13 protein-coding genes are annotated in these 17,776 nt (G+C 64.5%); 6 read left to right on the top strand and 7 right to left on the bottom strand.

Annotation, left to right across the window (positions count from 1 at the left end; all coding sequences use genetic code 11):
- Positions 1 to 379: 379 nt before the first annotated feature.
- The 4 genes from HGB41_RS05460 to HGB41_RS05445 all read right to left on the bottom strand — a co-directional run bounded on the left by HGB41_RS05460 (position 380) and on the right by HGB41_RS05445 (position 3,334).
- Positions 380 to 622, bottom strand: coding sequence for a hypothetical protein (locus HGB41_RS05460; RefSeq protein WP_171081809.1), 243 nt, complete (start codon positions 620 to 622; stop codon positions 380 to 382).
- Between the two features lie 37 nt (positions 623 to 659).
- Complete coding sequence (ppk2, locus tag HGB41_RS05455; RefSeq protein WP_371868450.1) at positions 660 to 1,565, bottom strand: polyphosphate kinase 2; 906 nt, start codon at positions 1,563 to 1,565, stop codon at positions 660 to 662.
- A gap of 625 nt (positions 1,566 to 2,190) precedes the next feature.
- Positions 2,191 to 2,880 (bottom strand): IS6 family transposase, encoded by a 690-nt coding sequence (locus tag HGB41_RS05450; protein WP_171081804.1) that lies wholly within the window; start codon positions 2,878 to 2,880, stop codon positions 2,191 to 2,193.
- A 262-nt stretch (positions 2,881 to 3,142) separates the two neighbouring features.
- Positions 3,143 to 3,334, bottom strand: coding sequence for a hypothetical protein (locus tag HGB41_RS05445; protein WP_171081802.1), 192 nt, complete (start codon positions 3,332 to 3,334; stop codon positions 3,143 to 3,145).
- Positions 3,335 to 3,922: 588 nt separating this feature from the next.
- Here HGB41_RS05445 and HGB41_RS05440 point away from each other — a divergent pair.
- Positions 3,923 to 4,306: a hypothetical protein gene (locus HGB41_RS05440; protein ID WP_171081800.1), complete on the top strand. Its 384-nt coding sequence runs from the start codon at positions 3,923 to 3,925 to the stop codon at positions 4,304 to 4,306.
- Between the two features lie 56 nt (positions 4,307 to 4,362).
- On the opposite strand, the gene HGB41_RS05435 is transcribed toward HGB41_RS05440, so the two are convergent.
- The 3 genes from HGB41_RS05435 to HGB41_RS05425 form a co-directional block, all read right to left on the bottom strand.
- Positions 4,363 to 5,214 carry a MaoC/PaaZ C-terminal domain-containing protein gene (locus HGB41_RS05435; protein ID WP_171081798.1) on the bottom strand — a complete coding sequence of 284 codons (852 nt, stop codon included), beginning with the start codon at positions 5,212 to 5,214 and terminating at the stop codon, positions 4,363 to 4,365.
- Entirely contained in the window at positions 5,214 to 7,784 is a 2,571-nt protein-coding gene (gene cphA, locus HGB41_RS05430; RefSeq protein ID WP_171081796.1) for a cyanophycin synthetase, read from the bottom strand. Before cphA ends, HGB41_RS05435 begins: the two co-directional genes overlap by 1 nt.
- An 89-nt stretch (positions 7,785 to 7,873) precedes the next feature.
- On the bottom strand, positions 7,874 to 10,051 hold the full coding sequence (locus HGB41_RS05425; protein ID WP_171081794.1) for a cyanophycin synthetase: 2,178 nt from the start codon (positions 10,049 to 10,051) through the stop codon (positions 7,874 to 7,876).
- 310 nt (positions 10,052 to 10,361) lie between these two features.
- On the opposite strand from HGB41_RS05425, the gene HGB41_RS05420 reads away from it, so the two are divergent.
- From HGB41_RS05420 to HGB41_RS05400, 5 genes are all read left to right on the top strand, one after another.
- A complete protein-coding gene (locus HGB41_RS05420) occupies positions 10,362 to 12,638 on the top strand; it encodes a cyanophycin metabolism-associated ABC transporter (RefSeq protein ID WP_171081792.1) in 2,277 nt (758 codons plus the stop codon).
- Positions 12,639 to 12,650: 12 nt separating this feature from the next.
- Positions 12,651 to 13,133, top strand: coding sequence for a cyanophycin metabolism-associated DUF1854 family protein (locus HGB41_RS05415; protein ID WP_371868449.1), 483 nt, complete (start codon positions 12,651 to 12,653; stop codon positions 13,131 to 13,133).
- Positions 13,134 to 13,241: 108 nt separating this feature from the next.
- Complete coding sequence (locus HGB41_RS05410; RefSeq protein ID WP_171081790.1) at positions 13,242 to 13,778, top strand: pyridoxamine 5'-phosphate oxidase family protein; 537 nt, start codon at positions 13,242 to 13,244, stop codon at positions 13,776 to 13,778.
- A 16-nt stretch (positions 13,779 to 13,794) separates the two neighbouring features.
- Positions 13,795 to 15,054, top strand: a complete 1,260-nt coding sequence (locus HGB41_RS05405; RefSeq protein WP_171081787.1) for a glycosyltransferase — start codon at positions 13,795 to 13,797, stop codon at positions 15,052 to 15,054.
- A 78-nt stretch (positions 15,055 to 15,132) separates the two neighbouring features.
- A complete protein-coding gene (locus tag HGB41_RS05400) occupies positions 15,133 to 17,697 on the top strand; it encodes an excinuclease ABC subunit UvrA (protein ID WP_171081785.1) in 2,565 nt (854 codons plus the stop codon).
- The last annotated feature ends 79 nt before the right edge of the window (positions 17,698 to 17,776 follow it).

Genomic DNA, 17,776 nt, shown 5'->3' with positions numbered 1-17,776 from the left:
GCGGTAGCGCAAAATCTAAGGCGAATGGCCAGGAAGCTAGCCCCACTAGCGCATATCGGAAACCTAAAGACGAGCTAGCTCAGCTTCAGCAGGTATAGTTTGTACTTAAATTCGGAAAGCTTATGTACAAGCCCGCCGATCTCACTCTTGTCAGAGAGTTTTTCAACACAATAGGTCGAAACCGGCCCGTCACTCGGCGGTCGCGGCCCGGCGGTGCCCTGCACGGCATGTGGCATTTTTACTGCACAGGCCTTGGCGTTTTTGCTTCAACGGACAGCACCGCGGCGCTGGCCGATAGATCGCACGCTTTGTTCCGATGTCGGACCGAAATCACGAGGTCATACGCGCCATTTAACGACAGACTCTTCCATTGCGGCGCTTAGTCCCACGCGCGCGGAATGTCCCGGGATGCGCGGTCGTCCGCGCGAACCTCGCCGCCCGACAGCACGCGACCGATAACCGAACCCTGGACGCCGTTGGCTTTCAGGTATTCGACCGCGCTCAGTGTTCCCACGCACGATTGCAGGAGCACGCCCTGCCGGACGACTTGCTGCGTTTTCAAAGGACCTTTAGTAACGGATGATGCGGACTGTTCCGCGCGGCGCTCCACTACGTTTTCCATAACTACCTCACTTTCTATCGCTACGGGCGGTAGCACATCAATAAAACTCAGGAACGATGATTTCATTCGGGACAGGGCGACGCACATAGTCATCGTGGTGCTCGCGCTCAGGCAACGTAATCGATGGCCGTTCAACCTCGACATAAGGGATTTGTTGCAGCAGGTGGTGGATGCAGTTGAGACGGGCCTTCTTCTTGTCTACCCCTTGCACTACCCACCACCTGGCCTCGTCGATGTGGGTACGCAGCAACATCACTTCCTTGGCCTTGGTGTATTCCTCCCAGCGCCGGCGCGACTCTAAATCCATGGGGCTGAGCTTCCACTGCTTAAGCGGATCCTGAAGACGGCTCAGAAAGCGCGCGTTCTGCTCTTCATCAGAGATTGAGAACCAGTACTTGATGAGCTGGATTCCGGAACGGACCAACATGCGCTCGAATTCCGGCACCGACTGGAAGAATTCGTCGTATTCCTCGTCCGTGCAAAAGCCCATCACGCGCTCGACACCTGCGCGGTTGTACCAGCTACGATCAAACAGGACTATTTCACCCGCGGCCGGCAAATGGCAGACATAGCGCTGGAAATACCATTGCGAACGTTCGCGGTCGCTTGGAGCTGGTAAGGCGGCCACCCGGCAGACGCGCGGATTCAAGCGTTGAGCGATACGTTTAATTACGCCACCCTTGCCTGCTGCGTCGCGGCCCTCGAACAAGATGACTACCTTGTGCCCCGTAGCAACTACCCAGTCCTGCAGCTTGACCAGTTCAGCTTGCATGCGGAAGAGCTCACGAAAATAAAGCCGCCGCGCAAGCATCTCTTCATGACTGCGTCCGGACTTCGGAAGCAGGGTCGCGTCGTCGAGCTCGCGGTCGTCCAGTTCGAGCTCGAGTTCTTCATCGAAGCTGTCGAGGATATCCTGGTGGATCCTTTCGGTCGCGTCTTGCATGTCGGTTCTCATGATGTTAGTTCGGCCATCGTTTCAGCAAGTGCGTGGTGTTGCCTAGCTGCGGTCGGCAAGCATGCAGTATCAATCCAAGCAAGGAAAGCAAAGAATAGTATTCCTCGCGATACTGCGGTGTTCCTTTGCCTGCCGGATATGCATCCGGAACGAAGGCGGTCGGCGGTGGCGGTGGGGTCGGCTGCGTGGCGAAAAAAAGTCCGTCAAATGAACGTCAACGGACCAACACGCTGGGAATCACGTGGGAGACCCAGTCACAATAACGCGATAGCGTTGCACCTTGATGACAACGGCCTGTTTATGCTGCAGCTCAGACTGTGCACCCCGACCTTGGAGATTGCTCGGGCGATTCGCTGTCAGCCAACGTCCGCTTCGGGTCGATTACAGTCGCCGGAGTCCGTCTACTTACGTCGGCGCTCCGTGACGATATAGCACTCGATGATCTATCAGCCTAAGACCGCCGAATGCCTGCGGTCGGAACTTGGCTGGTGAGCTGCAGTTGGCCCTTCGTTCATGGTAGGGTGCAGCTTCATCCATGGGAGACACCACGCAAAATGGTTCTGTCGCGTTGTTGAACGAACGACGAAATTTCCCTGGAACGGCACTGTGCCACTCAAGCGGGACGGACCATCCGTGCCAACGTAGAAAATTGGTCGGCGAACGACATCGCATCGGCGCCATTGATCTCGAATTGACCCTTGCGAATCTGCATCAACTCGATCCCGGCGAGCACCGAGGCGGCAGACCGGAACGATTTGAAGTTGAGCATGGACCTGGTCAGCCTCTTAATGGCGCGATGGTCCTGCTCGACGATATTGTTGAGGTATTTGACCTGGCGCACCACGATCGGGACGTCGCGACCAGTGTTGACCTCGTCGATCGCCGCCTTGTTGGCACCGCTCTTGTCCATCGCGATCTTGTCTGGATCGCCGTTCGCCGACATCGCCTTATCAAAGAAGCGCTTCGCTGCGGCCATGTCGCGCTTGGCCGTCAGCAGGAAGTCGACGGTCTGGCCCTGCTTGTCGAGAGCGCGATAAAGGTATTTCCACACTCCCTTGACCTTGATGTAGGTCTCATCCATGCGCCAGCTGCCGCCGACCGGACGCCTGTGTTTCCGGGCCATCTTCTCGATGAGCGGCAGAAAACGAATCGCCCACCGGTTGATCGATGAATGGTCGACCGACACGCCGCGCTCTTCCATCATCTCCTCGAGATGCCGGTAGCTCAGCGGGTAGCTCGCATACCAGCGGATCCAGACCAGGATCACATCGATCGGGAAACGCATCCCTTTGAAGATAAGCATGTCGATTCGTCATGGATTCGGGCGCCGCAGTTTACATGACTGGCCCGCCGACGGTCGCTAATGCGACAGAACCCCGGAATTGATAAAAATTGGCGAAAATCGACCTAAAGAGCGGCTAGAAACCGGTTTTTAGGCGGAATGCGGGTTCCAACCCTAAAAATTCGCGTTTCGGACAACAAAAGCCGGAGGGTTGCGTCCCTTTTTCAACGCCCTGTTAACTGAACGGCATTAGCTGCGAGGCTAATTTTTTCCTTTTCAGGCGTCAGTGCCAGCCGCGGTCCGCCTCCAGCTCGCGCTCGTCGCGCAGCGCTTCCAGGTGCAGCCTAACCTGCAGTTGGCGCTGGCGCTGGGCGGCATGCGCTTCAGCCGATGACGGGGGCGCCGTCATGATGTCGTGCAGCGAAGCCTCGCTGAGGACGTTGTGATCGCGGTTGTGATAGTTCGATCGGCTCATCTGGAATGGAAGTAGGTCGGTAGAAAACCGACGATACATGGCAATTATGACGTGGTTACGAAAAAGCCCTGGTCAAGACCAGGGCGCGCAGCGGATGCCCCTCAATCAGGGCGGGCCTCGAAGCGGGGTTCTGTCGCGTTGTTGAACGTACGACGAAATTTCCCTGGAACGGCACGAGGGCTCAATACACGTCAGAGGCGTTCATGGCCGGGAATCGGGGATTTCGACGCAGCGCAACTGTAAGACACATCATAGGTCAGCGATGCCGCTTTCGCAGACTGTGCATACGTTATAAGTGTGCGATGAAGTAAATGTGTGACTGCGCAGCTTCCTCTTTTCCCCTCAAAATCTCCTGCCGCTTACTCATCCCAGAGTTTCGCTATGTCTGCTTTGGGTCGGTTGCGGACGTAGCGCTCCACAATTTTTTTTCACCCGCATGGGTAGTGGGTCTTAGCAAGGCTTGCGAAGAAGCAATAGATTCGCTGAGCCGACAGTTTCCCTTAGCCGTGCTGTTTCTAGGCTCTACAATGCTGGTCGCTTCCTGCAGAAGGGGAGTCAGGTGCAATAATTCTCGATAAGGATGCGAAATTGAACAGTTCACAAGCTGCAGGCAAGACCCCGAAGGGCGTCGATCCCGAATACTGGAAGGTTTTTGAAAAGACGAAGGCCAAATATAACTATCCGACGGGAAAGCAAAGCCTGGTACGGTCGGGAATGATCGTGGCGCTGTCCCTGCTGGCCAGCCTTGTCTATTTCCAGTTTGTCGAATTCGGGGTGCTGCCTTGGAACGCCACGGCGAGCGAGGTGAATTCGCTGCGTCTTCGCCTTGGCGTCTTCGGGGGCGCCGTGCTGGCGATGCCGCTGACCGCGGCGTATGCAATCTGGCTGTGGGTCCGTCACCGCAAGGTCATGAAGGAGACGGAGGCGCAGATGTTGAAGATCGCCGTTGGCAGGGTCAGCAAAAAAACCTAAACAGTCGATGCACGCGCTGCACCTTGGGTTCCGGTCAAGGACTGGCCGGGCCGGCCTCAGGCCAGGGTGCAGCTTCCTGTCACGGCCGGCGTGCCTCCGGTCTCCACTGCGAAGTTGGCGCAAGCGCTCTCCACCCTCAATGCGACGCAGCTTCCCAGCGCCACCGGCGCCCGGAATCGGCAGCTAATCGCGGTCGCGTGGCGCCCCGACTGCTTTTCCAGCGCCGCGCAGCCCGCCGCCAGCGTGTGCATGCCGTGGATGATCGGCGCGCGCATGCCCATCAGCCGGGCGCTCCATCCATACAGGTGAATAGGGTTCCAATCGCCGGACAGGCGTGCATAGCGGCGTCCGGCGGCGGCATCGAGCGTCCATCGCGCGACGATCTCGCCAACCGGCGCCGCAGCGTCTCGCACTGGCTTCCCGCCGCGCCGCGTGCCGCGCTTGATCAGATAGGTACTGGTGCATGCGAATACCGGCGCACCGTCTGCACTGCCGACGGTCTCCAGCACGCAGCGCATGGCGCCGCTGCCCGATGGCGGCAGCATGCGCACGCTCGTGCGCAGGACCAGCGGCTGTCCGGGTTCGGCCTGACCATGTTCGGCGAGCGCATTCTCCATGTGGACCATGCCGGCGATCCGGAACGGGAAGCCCGGTTCCAGCATCGTCGCCAGGTGCGCGCGCTGGGCAAGCAGGTACCACCAGGTGACCGGGACATGCCCCTCGGCGAAGCCGAAGGCCGCGCGGTAGCGGGCGATATCGTCGTTAGGCATCTGGTCGAGCCGGTACTCGGTGACGAGTTCCGGCATCGCCTGCAAATGCGGCTGCGGACGCTTGAATAGCGCCCGCAGCAGGGTAGGCAAGCCCATCGCCGGCAGGGCCGGCGCAGGAATGGACGAACTACCGGACATCAGCCTTCGGCAACCCGGCGCGTGATGTGCGCCAGCGCTTCGTCCACCTGGTCGATCAGGATCAGGCAAAGGTCACCCGCTTCCAGGCGAGAGAGGGCGCGATCGATGGCGACGAATTCGCCGTTGATTTCCTCGATGTGGCTGGTGCGCGTGGCGCCATCCAGGCCCCTGCGCAGCAGGGCGACCACTTCGCCGTCGGGACGGCCGCGCTGGCACTGGTCCTGGTAGAGCAGCACGTCATCGAATGCCCGGCCGAGGATCTCGGTCTGCTGGCTGATGTCCTGGTCGCGGCGGTCGCCGGCGCCGCTGATGACCACCGAGCGGCGTTTTGCCGGCATCGCTTCGACGGCGTTGACCAGGGCGGCGATCGCGTCCGGGTTGTGGCCGTAGTCGGCGATGACGGTGGCGCCGCGGTAGTCGAACACGTTGAAGCGGCCCGGCGCATTGTCGCTTTCGCCGACGAAGGTGCGCAGGCCGACGCGGATCGCGTCCCATGCAATGTCGACTGCCCAGGCGGCGGCCACCGAGGCCATTACGTTCTCGACCTGGAAGCCGACCGCGCCGCCGCGGGTGATCGGCACCTCGGCCAATGGCACGCGGTGCTCGATCTTGCCCTGCGCCGCAACCAGCTGGCCGTCTTCGACGAAGACGACGCGGCGGCCCTGGGCGCGGTGCATCGACATCAAGGGGTTGTTCACGTCGAGCGCGAAGAAGGTCACGTCGCCATGGGTGTTCTCGGCCATCGCCGCGACCACCGGGTCGGCTGCATTGAGCACGGCCATGCCGCCTACAGCGACGTTCTGGACGATCACGCGCTTGAGCACCGCCAGGTCTTCCAGGGTGGTGATGTAGTTCAGGCCGAGGTGGTCGCCGGCGCCGATGTTGGTGACCACCGCCACCTGGCAGCGATCGAAGGCCAGGCCTTCGCGCAGCAGGCCGCCGCGCGCGGTCTCGAACACGGCCGCGTCGACGTCGGGGTGCAGCAGCACGTTGCGCGCGCTGCGCGGGCCCGAGCAGTCGCCGCTGTCGATGCGGCGGCCTTCGATGTAGACGCCGTCGGTATTGGTCATGCCGGTGCGCAGGCCCGCTGCGGTGAGCAGGTGGGCGATCAGGCGCACGGTGGTGGTCTTGCCGTTGGTGCCGGTCACGGCCACCACCGGGATGCGGCCGTCGTCGCCGTCCGCGAACAGGGTCGAGACGATCGCTTCGCCGATCGGGCGGCTCTTGCCGAACGAAGGCGAGAGGTGCATGCGCAGGCCCGGCGCGGCGTTGACTTCGACGATGCCGCCGTTCTGTTCTTCGATCGGCTTCAACACGCTGTCGCACACCAGGTCGACGCCGCAGATGTCGAGGCCCACCATGTGGGCGGCCGCGATGCAGCGTTCGGCGACCTCCGGGTGGACGTCGTCGGTGACGTCTGTTGCGGTGCCGCCGGTCGACAGGTTCGCGTTATTGCGCAGCACGACGCGCTGGCCCTGGTCCGGTTTCGAATCGGCATCCATGCCGCGTGCGGCCAGCGTCGCCAGGGCGATGTCGTCGAAGCGGATCTTGGTCAGCGATGTGGAATGGCCTTCGCCGCGGCGCGGGTCGCGGTTGACCTGCTCGACCAGCTCGCGCACGGTGTGCACGCCGTCGCCGACCACGTAGGGCGGGTCGCGGCGGGCGGCGGCGACCAGCTTGTCGCCGATGACGAGCAGGCGGTAATCGTAGCCCGGCAGGTAGCGCTCGACCAGGATATCGTCGCGGAATTCCGAGGCGGTGTGGAAGCCGGCGGTGAGTTGTTCTTTGGTGGTGACGTTGACCGTCACGCCCTTGCCCTGGTTGCCGTCCTTCGGCTTGATCACGACCGGCAGGCCGATTTCCTGGGCCGCGGCCCAGGCGTCGTCAGGGTCGCTGACGCTGCGGCCCTGCGGCACCGGCACGCCGGCGGCGTCGAGCAGCTTCTTGGTCAGTTCCTTGTCCTGGGCGATGGTCTCGGCGATGGCGCCGGTGGCGTCGATCTCGGCGGCCTGGATGCGGCGCTGGCGGCTGCCCCAGCCGAACATGACGAGGCTGCCCTCGGTCAGGCGGCGGAACGGGATGTTGCGGGCCACGGCGGCCTGCACGATGGAGCCGGTCGATGGCCCGAGGCGCACGTCTTCGTCGACGTCGCGCAGGCGCACCAGCGCGGCGGCCAAATCGAAAACGGTGTCGTTGCGGGCAGCTTCGCACAGTTGCTGCGCCAATTGCATGGCCAGGCGGCCGACGTCTTCCTCGCTGTATTCGACCACGACCTGGTAGATGCCGCGTTCCAGCGTGGCGGTGGTGCGGCTGAAGGTGACCGGGCAGCCGGCTTCGGCCTGCAGCGACAGCGCAACGCGCTCGAGCACCTGGGCCATCGACACGGTGTCGTCATGGCCGGTCGGCTGCAGGTAGCCCACTTGCGGGAAACGGGCGCGCAGGCGTGCCTCGAAGCCGCTCAAGGTGGCGATCGATTCTTCGTCAAGGGTGCAGGCGACGATCGCCTCCACCGAAGTGTGATGGCTCCAGAGATTGGGGCCACGCAGGGCCCGTACGCGAGATACTTCCATAAACCGTCAGTCCTTTCGCGGCGCCGCATTGCCCCGGGCGGGGCGGTGCGGGCACCAGGGCCCGGCGCGGCGGCCGGGCCATTCTTGTATTAGTGATGCGTCTTTTTAGGGGTGGCGTCGAAGGCGCGCAGGCCGCCGCAGATCAGGTCTGGCGGCACGCCCAGCGCCCATGCCGCGGCCACCGCCGCCAGCACGCTGTCCGGATGCTTCACGGTCGCCGGCGGGATCTTCGACAGGTCCAGCAGTGCGGTTTCCTCGTCGAAGCCTTCGGCCAGGATGATGCGGTTGTCGCGCACGAACACCACGCGCTCGCCTTCGGCGCGATGGCTGGCGACGACCTGGTTCTCTTCGTCGAGCGCATAGAAGATCACGCGGCCGTCGGACAGTTCGGCCAGCGCCGCCACTGCCTCGTTGGCGGCGTTCAGCACCGCCGTACCTTCCGGCAGGATGACGTCGACCTGGCTGCGGATCACGTTGACCAGCGCTTCCTGGTCGCGGATGTAAAACTCGTCCAGGCCGGCCAGTCCTTCCATGTCGGTGACGATGCCCACCGCGCAGCGGTCGTAGGGCAGGCCCTCGAGCAGGATCGAGCGCGCGTTCGACTCGAACACCGCGGTCTGCACGGTGCGGTTGATCAGGATGCGCTGGCCGGCGTCGAAGCCGGTCGCGTCTTTCGCGGTGACCTTGCGCGCATCGAGATACAGGCCTTCGCCGTTGGCCACGCCCACGTGCTTGCCCGTGATGTGCACCAGGCAGCCCACCAGGCGCGCGATCAGGCTGGTGCCGAGCGTGCCGGTGACGCCGACCACGGGAATGCGGCCGCTTTCGTTGTCGGTGAACAGGTGGTCGACGATCGCCTTGCCGACATTGCGCGGCTCGCCGCTGGCCGGCTTGATGTGGGCCAGCAGGCCCGGGCTCGAATTGACCTCGATGATCGCGCCGCGCGTATCGATCAGCGGGCGGCTGATATCGTCGGTGACCAGGTCGATGCCGGCGATGTCCAGGCCGACGATGCGCGCGGCCAGGGCCGCGGCATGCGCGACCGACGGGTGCATCTGGTCGGTGACGTCGTCGGCCACGTTGCCGTTCACCTGGATCAGCACTTTCTGGCCCGCCTGCGGCACGGATTGCGGCGTGAGGCCCTGGCGCTTCAGGTCCAGCATGATCTCGTCGTCGTGCGGGGTGACGCGGCCGAGCGGGTGTTCTTCGCTCTCGCCGCGGCGCGGGTCGGTGTTGATCTGGCTGTCGCACAGTTCGATGACGGTCTGCGCACCGTCGCCGGTCACCCAGAGCGATTCGCCCCTGGCGGCAGCGACCACCTTGCGGCCGACCACCAGCAGGCGGTGTTCGTTACCCGGGATGAAGCGCTCGACCAGTACCGCGCTACTGTCGCCGGCTTCCGAGGCGATCGCATACGCGGCCCGGACGTCGGCCTCGCTCATCAGGTTCAGGGTCACGCCGCGCCCGTGGTTGCCGTCGACCGGCTTGACCACGACCGGCAGGCCGATGTCCTGGGCTTCTTCCCATGCGTCGTCGGCGCTGCGCACCAGGGCGCCTTCCGGCACCGGCACGCCGCACGAGGCGAGCAGGTTCTTGGTCAGGTCCTTGTCGCTGGCGATGCCTTCGCCGATCGCGCTGGTGCGGTCGGTTTCGGCAGTCCAGATGCGGCGCTGCGCGGCGCCGTAGCCGAGCTGCACCAAGTTGCCTTCGGTTAAGCGGATCGAGGGGATGCCGCGGTCGGTCGCTCCGTCGACGATGTGCGCGGTCGACGGGCCCAGGCAAAAGCGGTCGACCAGATCGGTCAGACGCTGCACGGTCGCAGGCATGTCGAACGGGGTGTCGTTGATGGCCGCCATGATCAGGGCGTGGCCGGCGTCGAGCGCGGCGCGGCCGACGACCGGGTCGCGGGTGCGGAAGGCCATCTTGTAGATGCCATGCTCGCCGGTCGAGCGGGTCTTGCCGAAGCCGGTCTTCATGCCGGCCATGTTCTGCAATTCGAGCACGATGTGCTCGAGGATGTGGCCGGCCCAGGTGCCGTCGCGCAGGCGTTCTATGAAGCCGCCGGGTTCGCCGACGCCGCAGCGGTGCACGGCCAGGCCCGGCAGCCAGGCGACCAGGCGCTCGGTGAAGCCGGGCAGGGTATTCGAGGGGAATTCTTCGAGCTCGCCGATGTCGAGCCAGGCTTCGATCACAGGCCGGTAGGTCCAGATGTTCGGGCCGCGCAGGTGGTTCACACGGAGGAACTTGATGTCGTTCTTCTTGTTCATGAAAAAATGTCTTTGCCGGCCGCGGCTGCTCGCATGCCGCCTGCCTTTACCTAGGTTTGCCTGCCTGTCGCTACGGTACCGAAAGCCGGTTTTCCGCAGCGCACATCATGTATACTTGCCGGCCCGAAGCTTACCGTGCCGAAACGTTTTCTGCCAAGTTTCGTTCCTGTCATCCAAAGGATAAGCAGAAACGTTATATCTGTTTGTGGAACATTTCACGCAAACGGACACGCCGGCAGACTTGTGCGCTGTCAAAGCGTCCATGTTGCACATCCCACCAGAACTCACTGCCTGATGTCGGGCGCACTACATGACAACTCAACAACTTGCTATTCCGTCGTCTGTGGCGGTCACCGCCAAGGTTTTGCCTGATCATTGGCAAAATGACGTTACGAAACAGCTTGCACCAGGGGAAAACGTTTTAAACAGTGTAGAGGTTGACCTCGACGCGAAATTACGTTTCACGAAGGGCCTGGTGGTGGTCACCAACCGCCGCCTGCTGGCGCGCGCGCCGGGCGAAAGCGCCTGGCGCGACTGGACCTGGCGTCCGGGACTGGCGCTGCGCCACCACGACCACGCCGGCGTCGGCCACCTCGAGCTCGTGGATACCGAGGGCTTGCTCGCTTCCTGGCGCTTCACGCTGGGGCAGAACCTGCACGCGATCCGCGTGGCCGATGCCTTCGCCGACCAGCTGCACAGCCACGTCTCCGGCGAGCCGGTCGCCGCGCCCGACCACCATGCCTGCCCGAGCTGCAAGGCGCCGCTCGAAGCTGACGACGCCGAGTGCGCCGTATGCGCCAAGGTGCTGCACACCCCGCCGTCGACCTGGACCCTGTTCCGCCTGTGGCGCTTCGCCAGGCCCTACAAGGGCCAGCTGCTGGTCGGCTTTTTGCTGATGCTCGGTTCGACGGCGGCGCACATGATCCCGCCCTACCTCACCAAGCCGCTGATGGACAACGTCCTGATCCCGTACCAGAACGGCCAGTCGATCGACGTCTCGCTCGTCTATTTATATATGGGGGGGCTGTTCGGTGCGTCGATGCTGGCCTGGGCGCTGGGCTGGGGCAAGACCTACGTGCTGGCGCTGGCGTCCGAGCGCATCAGCGCCGACCTGCGCTCGACGACCTATGAACACCTGCTGCGCTTATCCCTTGAATTCTTTGGCGGCAAGCGCACCGGCGACCTGATGTCGCGCATCGGCAGCGGTTCGGACCGGATCAGCGTCTTCCTGTCGCTGCATCTGCTCGACTTTTTGTCGGACGTCCTCCTGATCATCATGACCGGCGTGATCCTGTTCAGCATGGATCCATGGCTGGCGCTGGTGACCCTGGTGCCGCTGCCTTTCATCGCCTGGATGATCCACGTCGTGCGCGACAGGCTGCGCACCGGCTTCGAGAAGATCGACCGGGTCTGGGGCGAGGTCACCAACGTGCTGGCCGATACCATCCCCGGCATCCGCGTGGTGAAAGCGTTTGCGCAGGAAAAGCGCGAAGCCGCACGCTTCCGCGAAGCCAACAGGCACAACCTGGTCGTCAACGACAAGTTGAACAAGGTCTGGTCCCTGTTCTCGCCGACCGTCTCGCTGCTGACCGAACTGGGACTGCTGGTGATCTGGTGCTTCGGCATCTGGCAGGTGTCGCAGGGCGACATCACGGTGGGCACGCTCACGGCCTTCATCGCCTACAGCGGGCGCTTCTACGGGAAACTCGACTCCATGAGCCGGATCGTCTCGGTGACGCAGAAGTCGGCGTCGGCGGCCAAGCGCATTTTCGACATCCTCGACCACGTGTCGAGCGTGCCGGACCCGGTCAACCCGGTCAAGGTGGCGAAAGTGTCCGGCAATATCGAGCTGCGCGAAGTCGGTTTCCGCTACGGTAACCGCGCCGTCAACCGCGGCATTTCGCTCAAGATCAAGGCCGGCGAGATGGTCGGCCTGGTCGGCCATTCGGGTTCGGGCAAGAGCACGCTGGTGAACCTGATTTGCCGCTTCTACGACGTGGCCGAAGGCGCGATCCTGCTGGACGGCGTCGACATCCGCACCTTTGCAGTGGCCGATTACCGCCGCCACATCGGCTTGGTGCTGCAGGAACCCTTCCTGTTCTTCGGCACCATCGCCGAGAACATCGCCTACGGCAAGCCGGGTGCGAGCCGCGAAGAGATCATCGCCTCGGCCCGCGCCGCGCATGCGCACGAGTTCATCCTGCGCCTGCCGCAGGGCTACGATTCGATGGTGGGCGAGCGCGGGCAGGGCCTGTCGGGCGGCGAGCGCCAGCGCATCTCGATCGCGCGCGCACTGCTGATCGACCCGCCGATCCTGATCCTCGATGAGGCAACGTCGTCGGTGGACTCGGAAACCGAAAAAGAAATCCAGAAGGCGCTCGACAACCTGGTCAAGGGCCGTACGACCATCGCCATCGCCCACCGCCTGTCGACGCTGCACCGCGCCGACCGCCTGGTGGTGCTGGACCGCGGCGTGGTAGTGGAAGAAGGCAACCACGACGAACTGATGGCGCGCGAAGGCGCTTACCACCGCCTCTACGAAGCGCAGGCGCGCAACGTGGACCAGGATCCGGACGATGAAGAATAAGAGCAGGGACGAATGATGACAAATACTGTCCAACCGAATTTTGAACTGCATCGCGACAGCTTCGGCAAGCTGGTGCTGACTACTGCCGAAGGTGAGCAGTACGTCGGCATCATCCCGGTGCGCGCCTTCCCGATCCAGGCGCCGACGCGCGGCATCTCGCTGGTGCGGGACGGCGGCAAGGAAGCCGCCTGGATCGACGACCTGGACGGGCTGCCGGAACAGATGCGCAGCCTGGTGCAGGAAGAAATCGAGGGCCGCGAATTCATCCCCGAAATCCTGCACATCAAGGACGTGTCGAGCTTTGCCACGCCCTGCACCTGGTATGTGAAGACCGACCGCGGCGACACCGAGTTCGTTCTCAAGGTCGACGAAGACATCCGCCGTGTCGGTGAAGCCTCGCTGCTGGTGTCGGACAGCCACGGCATCAACTTCCTGGTGCGCGACATGTTCCATATCGACAAGCACACGCGCAAGATCCTGGACCGGTTCCTGTAGCCGGGTTGAAAGCGGGTCATTAGCGGCGCAAGTGTTCGTGCTCCCACATACGCGCCGCCGGATCGCAGCTAGAGTCTCCCTATCGGCCAGTGGCCAAAGGGAGACATCATGGACTCGATCAACCGTAACCAGCCAGAACTCAACCGCCGCGACCTGAATGGCGCGGACGCCGTCGAATGCCTCAAGGACATCGTCGACGACGCCAAATCCTGTTTCTTCACCACCCAGGGCGGGATTGGCCCCAGCCGCGGCATGCGCCCGATGAGCGTGCGCGAGATCGACGACGCGGGCCAGTTGTGGTTCCTGAGCGCCAGCGACAGCCACAAGAACGCGGAAATCGCGGCCAACCCGGCCGTAAAACTCTATTTCCAGAAATGCTCGCATTCGGGCTTCGTCGAAGTCGACGGCTATGCCGAAGTGCTGACCGACCGCGCGCGCATCAAGCAACTGTGGAATTTCATGCTCAAGACCTGGTTCACCGAGGGCGAGGATGACCCGCGCATCACGGCGATCCGCGTGATCCCGCGCCAGGGCTACTACTGGGACAACAAGCATGGCGATACGGTCGCCGGCGCCAAGATCGTGGTCGGCGCGGTGCTCGGCAAGACGCTGGACGATTCGATCGAAGGCACGCTGAGCTTCTGAGCGGCGGGCTCGCCCCATGAACGCGTCGCCGCTTCACTTCGTGGTGGTCACCATCGGCTCGGCCGGCGACCTGTTCCCGTTCATGCGCGTGGCGCTGGCGCTGCTTGATAGCGGCCACCGCGTCACCTTGCTCGGCCCGGTGCAGCACGCACCGTATGCGGCGCAGGCCGGCTTGCCCTTCCACGGCCTGCCGGCGGACGAAGCGGTGCTTGATCACCCCGACCTGTGGCATCCGACGCGCGGCCTGGCCGTGGTCTGGCGCGCGACGCGCCCGGCCATGGCCGAACTGCCGGCTTTCATTGCAAGCCTGCCGGCGGGGGAGCGCGTGCTGCTGCTGGCGCATCCGCTGGCCCTGCCCGAAGCAGACCTGTGCCGCGCGCGCCGGCCCGGCCTGAAGGTGGCGGCGGTTTACCTGGCGCCGTCCAACATCCCGACCGTGCACGATCCGCTGATGCTCGGGCCTTACCCGGTGCCGCGCTGGGTGCCCCTGGGCGCGCGGCGCTGGCTATGGCGCCGCATAGGCGATGCGTTGATCAACCCGGTGGCGCTGCCGGACGTGAACGCGGCCCGCGCCCGGCATGGACTGGCGCCGGTGAATGACCTGGTCGAGCACATCGTGGAGGTGCCCGACCTGTCGGTGACCCTGTTTCCCGCGTGGTTCGCCCCGACCCAGCCGGATTGGCCGCAGCCGCTGGTGCGCGGCGATTTTCCCCTCTACGACCCGTCACCCGATGCACAACTGGCGCCCGGGATCGCCCGCTTCATCGAAGAGGGCACGCCGCCGGTGGTGTTCACGCCCGGTACCGGCAACCGCCAGGCGGCCCACTATTTCCGCTGCGCCCTCGACGCCTCGGCCAGGCTCGGGCTGCGCGCGATCTTCCTGACGCCGCATCGCGAACAGTTGCCGGCCCACCTGCCGTCACAGGTAGCGTGGCAGGACTACGTGCCGCTGCGCGCGCTGCTGCCGCACGTCGGCGTGCTGGTGCACCACGGCGGCATCGGCACGATGGCCGAAGCCTTGCGGGCAGGGACGCCGCAACTGGTGGTGCCGCTGGCCCACGACCAGTTCGACAACGCGGCGCGTGTGAAAGCCCTCGGCGTGGGCACCAGCCTGCGCGCCGCCCGGCTGGATCCGGCGCGCCTGGTGGCGGCCCTGCGCCGGGTTGGCGGGGAGGGGGTGGCCTCCCGGGCGAAGGGGGTGAGCGCGCACTTCCGCGGACAGGACGGCATCGGCGCGGTGCGCGACCGCCTGCTGGCCCTGGCCGCCCAGCCATAGCCTTACCGTTCGTGAGCGCACCGTCAGGCCCGCCCCGGGGGAAGACAATGGACCATCGACCGACATGATGGGGATCGCATGCGCAACAAAGACAAAGGAATGCCGGTCACCGGCGACGGCCAGGTTGGTTACGTCCGGGTGCGCGGCGCCCGCGAGCACAACCTGAAGAATGTCGATGTCGACATCCCGCGCGGCGCGCTGGTGGTGTTCACCGGCGTGTCCGGTTCGGGCAAGTCTTCTCTGGCCTTCGGCACCCTGTATGCCGAAGCGCAGCGGCGCTACCTCGAATCGGTCTCGCCCTATGCGCGGCGCCTGTTCCACCAGATGCCGGTGCCGGAAGTCGACGAGATCGAAGGCCTGCCGCCAGCCGTGGCCCTGCAGCAGCAGCGCGGCTCGCCCACCGCACGCTCGTCGGTCGGCAGCGTCAGCACGCTGTCGAACTCCCTGCGCATGCTGTACTCGCGCGCCGGCGACTATCCGCCCGGGCAGGAGTTGCTGTACGCCGAATCGTTCTCGCCGAACACGCCGGAAGGCGCCTGCACCGAATGCTCGGGCCTGGGGCGCGTCTACGAAGTCACCGAGCATTCGCTGGTGCCGGACGATACGCTCACTATCCGCGAGCGCGCGGTCGCCGCCTGGCCGCCGGCCTGGCATGGCCAGAACCTGCGCGACATCCTGGTCACCATGGGCTATGACGTCGATACCCCGTGGCGAGACCTGCCCAAGAAAGACCGCGACTGGATCCTGTTTACCGACGAGACGCCGTCGGTGCCGGTGTACGCCGGGCTCACGCCGAAGGAAACCAAGGCGGCGCTCAGGCGCAAGGAAACGCCCAGCTACCAGGGCACCTTCACCGGCGCGCGCCGCTACGTGCTGCAGACCTTTGCGAATACCGAAAGCGCCTCGATGAAGAAGCGCGTAGCGCGCTACATGGTCAGTACCGAATGCCCGCTGTGCCGCGGCAAGCGGCTGCGCCAGGAAGCGCTGTCGGTGACCTTTGCCGGCATGGACATCACCGAGCTGTCGCGCACGCCGCTGGCGCGCCTTAGTGAACTCATGAAGCCTTACGCCGCCGGCGAGGCCCTGAAGGACAAGCGGCGCGCGAAAGAACATCCCGAGCAGATGATCGTCACCCAGCGCATCGCACAAGACCTGTGCGCGCGCCTGGGCGTGCTGCTCGACCTGGGCCTGGGCTACCTGGCGCTGGAGCGCAGCACGCCGACCTTGTCGCCGGGCGAGCTGCAGCGCCTGCGCCTGGCCACGCAGGTGCGCTCGAACCTGTTCGGCGTGGTGTATGTGCTGGACGAGCCGTCCGCCGGCCTGCATCCGGCCGACACCGAGGCCCTGCTCGATGCGCTGGCCCAGTTGAAGAGCGCCGGCAATTCGCTGTTCGTGGTCGAACACGCGCTGGACGTGATCCGCCAGGCCGACTGGATCGTCGACGTCGGCCCGGCGGCGGGCGAGAAGGGCGGCCAGGTGCTGTACAGCGGCGAGCCTCAGGGCCTGAAAAAGGTGAGTGCGTCGGAGACGCGCCGCTACCTGTTCGACGAACTGCCGCTGGCGCCGCGCACCCCGCGCGAGCCCACCGGCTGGCTGCGGCTGGAAGGCCTCAGCCGCAACAATTTAACCAATCTCGACGCCGAATTCCCGCTCGGGGTATTGAGCGCGGTGACCGGCGTGTCCGGCTCCGGAAAATCCAGCCTGGTGAGCCAGGTGCTGGTCGAGCTGGTGGCGGCGGCGCTCGGCCATGCCGCCCCCGAATCCGATGCCGGCGAGGGCGAGGAGCCGGGGCTGGAACAGGAGGCGGTGCTGCCGCTGGAGGGGCGCATCGTGGCCGGCATGAACGGGGTGCGGCGCATGGTGCGGGTCGACCAGAAGCCGATCGGCCGCACCCCGCGCTCCAACCTGGCCACCTATACCGGCCTGTTCGACGGTGTGCGTAAGCTGTTCGCGGCCACGCCGGATGCGAAAAAGCGCCGCTACGATGCCGGACGCTTCTCGTTCAACGTGGCCAAGGGCCGCTGCGAGCACTGCGCCGGCGAAGGCTTCGTGATGGTCGAACTGCTGTTCCTGCCCAGCGTGTATGCGCCATGCCCGACCTGCGAAGGGGCGCGCTACAACGCCAAGACGCTGGAAGTGACCTACCGCGGCCGCAACATCGCCCAGGTGCTCGGCATGACGGTAGGCGAGGCGATCGACTTCTTCGAGGGCGAGCCGCTGGTCGGGCGGGCACTTGAAGTGTTGCGCGAAGTGGGGCTGGACTACCTGCGCCTGGGCCAGCCGGCCACCGAACTGTCGGGCGGCGAAGCGCAGCGCATCAAGCTGGCCTCCGAGCTGCAGCGCGCCGGCCGCGGCAACACCCTGTATGTGCTGGACGAACCCACCACCGGCCTGCATCCGAGCGACGCCGACCGCCTGGTCGTGCAGCTCAACCGTTTGGTCGACGCCGGCAACACGGTGATCGTGGTCGAGCACACGATGCGGGTGGTGGCGGGTTGCGACTGGGTCATCGACGTCGGGCCGGGAGCGGGCGACATGGGCGGCACCGTGGTCTGTGCCGGCCCGCCGGCCGAAGTGGCGACCTGCAAGGCCAGCCGGACTGCGCCTTACCTGGCAGTCCACCTCGGCAAAGCAGGGCCTTGAACGGGAACTTGCCGGCAATTGAAGAATTCGTACCAATATATTTTCGTATTAACAATTCTTGTGTTGTTTAAGACATTCA

This window comes from Telluria aromaticivorans, from assembly GCF_013003915.1.
In the GTDB taxonomy this organism is placed as follows: Bacteria; Pseudomonadota; Gammaproteobacteria; order Burkholderiales; family Burkholderiaceae_D; genus Telluria; species Telluria aromaticivorans.
Note: the sequence above shows the minus strand (reverse complement) of the source record. Positions and strands in the feature narration are given on the sequence as shown.

Bases quoted from the DNA above. Each gene is read 5' to 3' on its own strand.
- HGB41_RS05460 (WP_171081809.1), bottom strand. From the start codon at position 622: ATGGAAAACGTAGTGGAGCGCCGCGCGGAACAGTCCGCATCATCCGTT.
- ppk2 (WP_371868450.1), bottom strand. From the start codon at position 1,565: ATGCAAGACGCGACCGAAAGGATCCACCAGGATATCCTCGACAGCTTC.
- HGB41_RS05450 (WP_171081804.1), bottom strand. From the start codon at position 2,880: ATGCTTATCTTCAAAGGGATGCGTTTCCCGATCGATGTGATCCTGGTC.
- HGB41_RS05445 (WP_171081802.1), bottom strand. From the start codon at position 3,334: ATGAGCCGATCGAACTATCACAACCGCGATCACAACGTCCTCAGCGAG.
- HGB41_RS05435 (WP_171081798.1), bottom strand. From the start codon at position 5,214: ATGTCCGGTAGTTCGTCCATTCCTGCGCCGGCCCTGCCGGCGATGGGC.
- cphA (WP_171081796.1), bottom strand. From the start codon at position 7,784: ATGGAAGTATCTCGCGTACGGGCCCTGCGTGGCCCCAATCTCTGGAGC.
- HGB41_RS05425 (WP_171081794.1), bottom strand. From the start codon at position 10,051: ATGAACAAGAAGAACGACATCAAGTTCCTCCGTGTGAACCACCTGCGC.
- HGB41_RS05420 (WP_171081792.1), top strand. From the start codon at position 10,362: ATGACAACTCAACAACTTGCTATTCCGTCGTCTGTGGCGGTCACCGCC.
- HGB41_RS05415 (WP_371868449.1), top strand. From the start codon at position 12,651: ATGATGACAAATACTGTCCAACCGAATTTTGAACTGCATCGCGACAGC.
- HGB41_RS05410 (WP_171081790.1), top strand. From the start codon at position 13,242: ATGGACTCGATCAACCGTAACCAGCCAGAACTCAACCGCCGCGACCTG.
- HGB41_RS05405 (WP_171081787.1), top strand. From the start codon at position 13,795: ATGAACGCGTCGCCGCTTCACTTCGTGGTGGTCACCATCGGCTCGGCC.
- HGB41_RS05400 (WP_171081785.1), top strand. From the start codon at position 15,133: ATGCGCAACAAAGACAAAGGAATGCCGGTCACCGGCGACGGCCAGGTT.